1 protein-coding gene and 1 pseudogene are annotated in these 1,833 nt (G+C 62.8%); both read left to right on the top strand.

Features of this window, described 5'->3' with window-relative positions; translation table 11 throughout:
• The coding region (locus NKJ21_RS27325; RefSeq protein WP_254733419.1) for a mannose-1-phosphate guanylyltransferase/mannose-6-phosphate isomerase at window positions 1-1,113 on the top strand (1,113 nt) is incomplete at its 5' end.
• 22 nt (window positions 1,114-1,135) lie between these two features.
• Window positions 1,136-1,833 (top strand): annotated as a pseudogene (rfbK, locus tag NKJ21_RS27320) (O9 family phosphomannomutase RfbK); the annotation flags it as partial.

Raw genomic sequence — 1,833 nt, 5'->3', positions numbered from 1 at the left:
GGCGACGACCCGCTGATGCTGGTCCTCGCCGCCGACCATATCATCAATAACCAGCCGGTCTTCCACGACGCCATCCGCGTCGCCGAGCAGTATGCCGATGAAGGCCATCTGGTCACCTTCGGTATCGTGCCGAACGCCCCGGAAACCGGCTACGGTTACATCCAGCGCGGCGTGGCCCTCACCGACAGCGCCCACACCCCGTACCAGGTGGCCCGCTTCGTGGAGAAGCCGGACCGCGAGCGCGCTGAGGCCTACCTCGCCTCCGGGGAGTACTACTGGAACAGCGGCATGTTTATGTTCCGCGCCAAAAAATACCTCTCCGAGCTGGCCAAATTCCGCCCGGATATCCTCGAAGCCTGCCAGGCCGCGGTCAATGCCGCCGACAACGGCAGCGACTTCATCAGCATTCCGCATGACATTTTCTGCGAGTGCCCGGACGAGTCCGTGGACTACGCGGTGATGGAGAAAACCGCCGACGCGGTGGTGGTCGGTCTCGATGCCGACTGGAGCGACGTTGGCTCCTGGTCCGCCCTGTGGGAGGTCAGCCCGAAAGACGAGCAGGGTAACGTCCTCAGCGGTGACGCCTGGGTGCACAACAGCGAAAACTGCTACATCAACAGCGACGAGAAGCTGGTGGCGGCCATCGGCGTGGAGAACCTGGTGATTGTCAGCACCAAGGACGCCGTGCTGGTGATGAACCGCGAGCGTTCCCAGGACGTGAAGAAGGCGGTCGAGTTCCTCAAGCAGAACCAGCGCAGTGAGTACAAGCGCCACCGCGAGATTTACCGTCCCTGGGGCCGCTGCGACGTGGTGGTCCAGACCCCGCGCTTCAACGTCAACCGCATCACCGTGAAACCGGGCGGCGCCTTCTCGATGCAGATGCACCACCACCGTGCCGAGCACTGGGTCATTCTCGCCGGCACCGGCCAGGTGACGGTGAACGGCAAGCAGTTCCTGCTGACCGAGAACCAGTCCACCTTTATTCCGATTGGCGCCGAGCACAGCCTGGAAAACCCGGGCCGTATTCCGCTGGAAGTGCTGGAGATCCAGTCGGGGTCGTACCTCGGCGAGGACGACATTATTCGTATTAAAGACCAGTATGGTCGTTGCTAATTTTTTCGGGACAAAACGCAGAATGACACAGTTAACATGCTTTAAGGCTTATGACATCCGTGGTGAACTGGGCGAGGAGCTGAACGAGGACATCGCCTACCGTATCGGCCGCGCCTACGGCGAATTTCTGAAACCCGGGAAGATAGTGGTGGGGGGCGATGTGCGCCTCACCAGCGAGTCGCTGAAGCTGGCGCTGGCCCGCGGGCTGATGGACGCCGGCACCGACGTGCTGGATATCGGCCTGAGCGGCACGGAAGAGATTTACTTCGCCACCTTCCACCTCGGGGTGGACGGCGGCATCGAGGTGACGGCGAGCCATAACCCGATGAACTACAACGGCATGAAGCTGGTGCGCGAGAACGCGAAGCCCATCAGCGGCGACACCGGCCTGCGGGATATCCAGCGCCTGGCGGAGGAGAACCAGTTCCCGCCGGTGGACCCGGCGCGTCGCGGGACCCTGCGCCAGATTTCGGTGCTGAAGGAGTACGTTGACCACCTGATGGGCTACGTGGACCTGGCGAACTTCACCCGTCCGCTGAAGCTGGTGGTGAACTCCGGCAACGGGGCGGCGGGGCATGTGATTGATGAGGTGGAGAAACGCTTCGCGGCGGCCGGGGCGCCGGTGACCTTTATCAAGGTGCATCACCAGCCGGACGGCCATTTCCCGAACGGTATCCCGAACCCGCTGCTGCCGGAGTGCCGCCAGGACACCGCCGACGC

It is taken from the genome of Klebsiella sp. SWET4, from assembly GCF_024296565.1.
Classification (GTDB): domain Bacteria; phylum Pseudomonadota; class Gammaproteobacteria; order Enterobacterales; family Enterobacteriaceae; genus Klebsiella; species Klebsiella variicola.
Note: the sequence above shows the minus strand (reverse complement) of the source record. Positions and strands in the feature narration are given on the sequence as shown.